This is a genomic window from Streptomyces sp. NPDC032721 (genome assembly GCF_055579625.1).
Genome location: NZ_JBVIMX010000013.1, coordinates 267,400 through 273,631, shown reverse-complemented (window position 1 = coordinate 273,631; position 6,232 = coordinate 267,400). Strand labels below are relative to the sequence as shown.

5 protein-coding genes are annotated in these 6,232 nt (G+C 72.3%); 1 reads left to right on the top strand and 4 read right to left on the bottom strand.

What is annotated here, in order from left to right:
- Positions 1 to 284 precede the first annotated feature (284 nt).
- From ACZ5PB_RS27370 to ACZ5PB_RS27355, 4 genes are all read right to left on the bottom strand, one after another.
- Positions 285 to 2,006 (bottom strand): acyl-CoA dehydrogenase family protein, encoded by a 1,722-nt coding sequence (locus tag ACZ5PB_RS27370; protein WP_468694530.1) that lies wholly within the window; start codon positions 2,004 to 2,006, stop codon positions 285 to 287.
- Positions 2,007 to 2,070: 64 nt separating this feature from the next.
- Positions 2,071 to 2,640, bottom strand: a complete 570-nt coding sequence (locus ACZ5PB_RS27365) for a PadR family transcriptional regulator (RefSeq protein WP_468694529.1) — start codon at positions 2,638 to 2,640, stop codon at positions 2,071 to 2,073.
- A 106-nt stretch (positions 2,641 to 2,746) separates the two neighbouring features.
- On the bottom strand, positions 2,747 to 3,268 hold the full coding sequence (locus ACZ5PB_RS27360) for a DUF1203 domain-containing protein (protein ID WP_468694583.1): 522 nt from the start codon (positions 3,266 to 3,268) through the stop codon (positions 2,747 to 2,749).
- An 85-nt stretch (positions 3,269 to 3,353) separates the two neighbouring features.
- Entirely contained in the window at positions 3,354 to 4,358 is a 1,005-nt protein-coding gene (locus tag ACZ5PB_RS27355; RefSeq protein WP_468694527.1) for an ArsR family transcriptional regulator, read from the bottom strand.
- A gap of 724 nt (positions 4,359 to 5,082) precedes the next feature.
- Here ACZ5PB_RS27355 and ACZ5PB_RS27350 point away from each other — a divergent pair.
- The gene (locus ACZ5PB_RS27350) at positions 5,083 to 6,225 is read left to right on the top strand and encodes an alpha/beta fold hydrolase (protein ID WP_468694525.1); all 1,143 of its coding nucleotides are present in this window, start codon (positions 5,083 to 5,085) and stop codon (positions 6,223 to 6,225) included.
- Positions 6,226 to 6,232: the final 7 nt, after the last annotated feature.

Below are 6,232 nucleotides of genomic sequence, written 5' to 3'. Positions count from 1 at the left end.
ACAGAGAAAGGGGCGGGGGGTGTGGGGGAGGGGGCGGTGGGTGGGTGGGGGTTGGGTTGGTCCGCCTGACCGGATGGGGGGGGGGGGGTTCCGTCCCCCCCCCCCCCCCCCTCCACCCCGCAGACCGGCAGCAGGTAGTTCGACCAGAACCCCGGCCTGGTGATCAGCGGTTCACCCGCCACCAGCGGGCAGTCCGCGTACTCGGGCACGTACGCCTCTATGTGCTCCTCGATCACCATGCCGCGATTCTGCCCGACAGCCGCCCCTACCGACGGCCGGTGGCCCTACGGCGCCATCTCGTACGTCCCCGAGAGCGCCTCGACCCGCTCCCACACCCGCGCCGAGCGGCCCTCGTCCACCGCCGGGCGGCGGACGGCGCCCAGCGCCCAGTTCTGCTGCTGCTCGGTGGCGGAGTCCTTGCCGTGCAGTTCGACGGCGTGCGCCGAGAAGTCCCGTACGAGAACGGCGAACAGCTCGTCCAGGACGTCCTCGTCGAGGCCGGTGAGGCGGGCCTGCTCCAGGATGAGCTGGCCGTGCACGACGAGGGCGAAGAGCTGGCCCACCGCGAGGAGGAGGTCGAGGTCCTTGCTCTGCTCCTTGTCGGGCGCGGCCGTCGTGACGAACTCGCAGAGGGCGTCGGCCTGTTCGCGCAGGAGGGCGACGTTGGGGAGCGCCGCGTACGCGTCGAAGGCCGGGCGCCAGTCGTGGAAGCGGATGTCGCCGAGGCCGCGCGCCGGGCCCTGGCGGAAGAGGAAGTCGTCGTCGGCCGCGTCGAGGCGGGTCGGGACGGGCTCGTAATCGGCCGGGGCGAGCAGGTGGTTGCCCATGAACTTGAGGATCAGGGCCAGGTTGACGTGGACCGTGCCCTCCAGCTTGGGCAGACCGCGGATCTCGACGGCCGCCTGGGCGAAGTAGTTGTCCTTCTCGAAGCCCTTGGCGGCGATGACGTCCCACATCAGGTCGATGACCTTCTCGCCCTCGGTGGTCACCTTCATCTTCGTCATCGGGTTGAAGAGGAGGTAGCGGCGGTCCTCGGGCCCTGCCGTGCGGAAGTAGTCGACGGCGCGGTCGCTGAAGAGCTTCATGCCGACGAGGCGGACGTACGCGTCGGTCAACTCGCGGCGCACGTGCGGGAACGCGGTGACCGGGCGGCCGTAGAGGATGCGGTTCGTGGCGTGCGTGACGGCCTCGTACATCGCGTGCTCGCAGATGCCGATGGAGGCGGTGCAGAGGTTGAACTTGCCGACGTTGACGGTGTTCAGCGCGGCGTCGAAGGCGGCGCGGCCGGTGTGCAGGACGTCGGCGGGGGTGACCGGGTAGTCCTCCAGGCGGAACTCGCTCACGTACTTCGAGGAGTCGACGACGTTCTTGACCAGGTGGTACGCGTCGTGGCGGCTGTCGGCGGCGAAGAATACGTAGCCGTCCGGGCCCTCGATGTCGGTGCGGCGGCCGAAGACGGAGACCAAGCCGGCGGCGTTGCCGTTGCCGATGTAGTACTTGGAGCCGGTGGCCAGGAAGCTGCCGTCGCCGTTCGGGGTGAGCAGCATGTCCGTGTTGTAGATGTCGGCGCCGTGCGACTTCTCGGAGAGGCCGAAGGCGAACACCTCGCCCTGGTCGAGGAGTTCGGCCGCGCGGGCGCGCGCCTCGGCGTTGTCGCTCTGCCAGACCGGGCCGAGGCCGAGGATGGTGACCTGCCAGGCGTACCAGTAGTCGAGCCCGTAGAAGCCGAAGATCTCGTTGAGGGCGGCGATGCGGGCGGTGTCCCAGCGCTTGTCGGTGTGGTCACCGGCGGCGGAGGCGGGCGTCAGGAAGGTCGCGAACAGGCCCTCCTTGGCGGAGAAGGCGAGGAAGTCCCCCAGCCAGGCGCGGGTGCGGTAGTCCTCGATGATCTGCCGCTTGCCGCGCGCCTCGAACCAGTCGACGGTGGCCCGCAGCAGGCGGTGGGTCTCCGCGTCGAAGCCCTGGGGGTCGTAGGTGCGCGGGTTGAAGAGGAGCGAGTCGGCCATGGGGGTTCGCCTTCCGGGGGTGAGGGTGTGGGTGAGAGAGGTGGCGAGGTGCGTCCGGTCCCTGTCAGGGGGACGGAGGGGGCGGCGCGGCCAGTCGTCGTACGGTCTCCAGTACGTCGTCGAGCCAGGCGATGGTCATCCGCTCGTACGCGATCCCGCCGCGCAGCACCACGTGCTGGAGCTCCTGCCCGGCGTCGGGCGACGCGGGGGCGTCGGGCCCGGTGAAGTCACGGGCCTGCCCGGCGAGGTAGTGCGCGAGGCGGTCCTGGTGCGCCCTGTGGTGGCGCTCGACCTCGCGGAGCAGAGCGGCGGGGTCGTCGAAGGCGGCTCCCCGGATCTTCACGGCGAGGTCGTGCCGCAGGCTCTCGGGCTCGCTCGGCCGGTGCAGCCATTCGGTGAGCACGGTGCGGCCGGGGGCGGCGACGGAGTACTCCCGTTTGTCGGGCCGGCCCTGCTGCGCCACGTCCCGTACGTCGAGCAGTCCGTCGCCCTCCATCCGCTTGAGTACGCGGTAGATCTGCTGGTGGGTGGCGGTCCAGAAGTAGCCGATGGACCGCTCGAAGCGCCGGGCCAGCTCATAGCCGGAGCCCGGCTGCTCCAGCAGCGAGACGAGGATCGCGTGTTCGAGTGCCACGATGCGATCTTGCTATGCAACTCGTTGCATAGACAAGACGTGCCGGACGGGTGAGACACGGCTCACCCGTCCGGCACGACGCCCCGCCCCCCCGGTACCTCCGTGGTTACTTCCGTACCTCGAACTGGAAGCAGCCGTACTCCACCGCCCGTACGTGCACCAGCACCACCTCCGGCTCGGCGAAGGCCTCGTCGAGGGCGCGGTCGAAATGGGCCGCCGCCGCACTCTCGGGGACTTCGAGGAGGCGGCCACCGACGATGTGGCCCGAGGCGTCGTAGCGGCGGAGGGTGCGGAGGGCTCCGGGGCGCGCGAAGGGGTAGTCCGCGATCCCGTCACCCGGGCCTGCGCACGCGTCGGCGTGGATGAAGACCGGCCCGACCTCGTCGTACGCGCCCGGCTCGGCCCCGGTGCCGGCGGCCCAGCGGCGCAGCGGGGCGTAGGAGACGAGAGCCACCCGTTCGCCCTCCTCGATGCCGCGCAGGCAGCAGCGCAGCGGGCTGCCGACGCAGGCGACCGGCACGCCGTCGGCGCGGGCGGTGAAGGGAGTGGTCCGGCGCCCGGCGTCGTCGGTCCTGCGGAGCTCGTCGAGCGCGGGAGGGGCGATGGGGAGCGGGGTGTGTGTCGTGATGTGTGTCGTGGTGTTCGCCGTGGTGGTCATGCCACCAGCGTGGCGCGCGCGAGACGGGCGTACCGGCGGGATTCGGACGTCGAGCTCAACGGCCGTCGGCCTCGTCGGCGTACGCGTCGCCGGTCAGGAGGAGGTCGGCCAGCGGGGTCCGGGTGTGCTGGACCGAGCGGCCGGTACGGGCGGTGGCGACGAGTCCGGCGGCGCGCAGGGCGGCGGCGTGGGCGGAGGCCGTGGCGTTGCTGACGCCGATACGGCGGGCAAGCCCGGTGGTCGTGGTACGGCCTTCGCCGAGGGAACGCAGCAGCGCGAGCCGGGTACGGCCCAGCACGCCCGCGAGGGGTTCCTCCGGTGCCGCTTCCCCGCCCTCGGGAACGAGCGGCAGCCCCGGCCCTGCGGGGTAGGCGAGGGACACGGGGCGGTCGAGGCCGGGGAGGTCCTGAATGAGCGGGCCGCCGCGCCAGTGGAAGGTCGGCAGCAGGAGCAGACCGCGCCCGCCGAGCCGTACGTCGCGGACCTCGGCAGCGGACCCCTGCGGACACTCCCAAACACCTTCGCGCAGACGCGAGTTCGGGACCAGGGCGGTCAGTGCGCGGCCGAGGCCGTGCTCGGCGAGGGCCAGGGCGTACCGGGTGAACTCCGCCCGGTGCAGGTCCTGCACCAGATTCCATACGGGCGAGAGTACGGTCTCGTACGCCGCCCGGTGCGCCCGGCCGAAGGTGCGCCAGGCGTCGGCGTCCCCATCGTGCAGGGCGCGTATCCACGGGGTGGCCGGCCGCCCCGCGTAGAGCCGCCGGAGCTCGGAGCGTACGAACTCGGGCCGGTGCGCCCTGATCAGCCCGAACCCTTCGGCCGGCGTGCCACCGAGAACGTCGAGGAAGGCGGGCGGCACACCGTCCGGCACGAGCTCGGCGAGTGGCGCGGCGGCACGGGGCAGGGCGCGGAGCAGCCCGTGCCTCCAACGCCCGAAGAGCAACTGTTCGTCCGGCGCACCCAACATCATGAACGCCGCATGCATCTCGCCCACGGCCGAGGGCCGCCCAACAAACCGCACGCGGGCGAAGTCGTCGGCCGTGAAGTGGATCCGGATCACGTACACCTCGCGGGTGGGTGGGTGGGTGAGTGAGTGGGGTCGGGTTGTGGCGGTGGCTGGCGGGTCGCTGCTCTCTCTGGCAATGGTGCCCTGGGGGACGGGGCGGAGCGGGTGGTGGGTCGGCCGGTGGGGGCGAGGCCGAAGCGGGGTCGTGGCTCGGCTGTATTGGTGGCCCTGCCGGGGGTGGTCCCCAGGCCGGGGTGGCTGCGACGCCGGAGCACCCCTGCCGAGGAGATGGCGAAGCCGGGGTGAGGGCGAAGCCCGGACCGGCGAAGCCGGGGTGAGGGCCAACCCCGGGACCGGCAAAGCCGGGGCGAGGCCCAACCCCGGGACCGGCAAAGCCCGGATCGGCACTGTCCGATTGGCGTGCCGTGCCGTGTCGGCCCGTGCCACGGCCTCGCTCGTCGGCCCCCTCGCTCATGACCTGTTGCTGGGGCAACGCCTCGCCCCCTCCTCCGTCGGAGACCAGCCGTTCAACCCCGAGGCGTGTCTTCGGAGGAGGCCTGGATCGCGAGGGCCGGACACTCGCGTCCAGCCTCGCTCGACCGCCCCCGAGAGAACAAGACGCCCCCAGCCGACCTGATCCGAATGGCACGCCCCAGCCCTTGGGCGGCGGCGCCCCCGGGCCCACCTCAGCCCCACCCACGCACCCACCCCCGCGCCAGCCTTTCGGGCCAGGCCATAACCCTCGCTCCCCCACCCGGCCCCGCGCCACGATTCCCCCATGAACTCCCCCTCAACTCCCACCCGCCGCACCCTCGCCAAGGCCGCCCTCGCCACCACCTGGGCCCTCTTCCTCGGTACCGCTCCCTCCCCCGCCCACTCACTCCCTCCCGCGCCCGCTCCGTCCCTCCGACTCCCGCCGCCCAACGGCCCCCACCCCGTGACCACTTCCGTGCGCCACCTGATAGACACCACCCGCAACGACCCCTGGGTTCCCGCCATAGGCGTACGAGAGCTCATGGTGACCGTCCACCGCCCGGCCCGGCGCCTCCCCGCTCCCGATCCCCACTTCCCTCGTACCCCCCACATGACCCCCATGGCCGCCGCCCACTTCGGCGAGATCGCACCGTGGTTCCGCCCTCTCCCCAAGTCCGGCGTCGACTGGTCGGCCACCCTCACCCACGCCAGGACCGGCGCCCCGCCCCTCCCCGGCCCCCACCGCCCCGTACTGCTCTACAGCCCCGGCGGCGGCGACCCCCGTACCCTGGGCAGCTCTCTCGCCATCGACCTCGCCTCGTACGGCTGGACCGTCGTCACCGTCGACCACCCCGGCGACGCGAGCGAGGTCGAGTTCCCGGACGTACGCCCCGGGCGCGAACGGCTCAGGCCCACCCTCCTGATGGGGCCGCCTGACGCCGCCACCTACCGCACCCTCCTCGACACCCGGGTCGCCGACCTCCGCTTCGTCATCGACGCGCTCGGCCTCGAACGGGTCGGCGTGTACGGACACTCCGCAGGCGGCGCCGCTGCCGCCCAAGCGCTCCACGAGGACCGCCGGATCGCCGCCGCCGTCAACCTGGAGGGGTACCTCGACCTGATGGACGGCGAACTCCTGCCCGTCGCCCGCCGGAAGACGGACCGCCCCCTCCTCCTCGCCGGCACCGACGGCTTCCGCGACGCCCGTCTGGACCGCACCTGGGGTGCACTCCAGTCCCACGGCGGCCCGGTCACCCGCCGCCAGCTCGACCGCACCCACCACTGGTCCTTCACCGACTACGCGGCCCTGGTCCCGCAGCTCCAACGGGCCGGCCTGATGACCGCCGACCAGCGCGCCTCCATGGTCGGCTTGTCAGATCCCCGTACGACCGTGCCTGCCGTACGCCATCTCGTACGTTCCTTCTTCGCACGGCACTTGCGGGCCTGACCCCCCA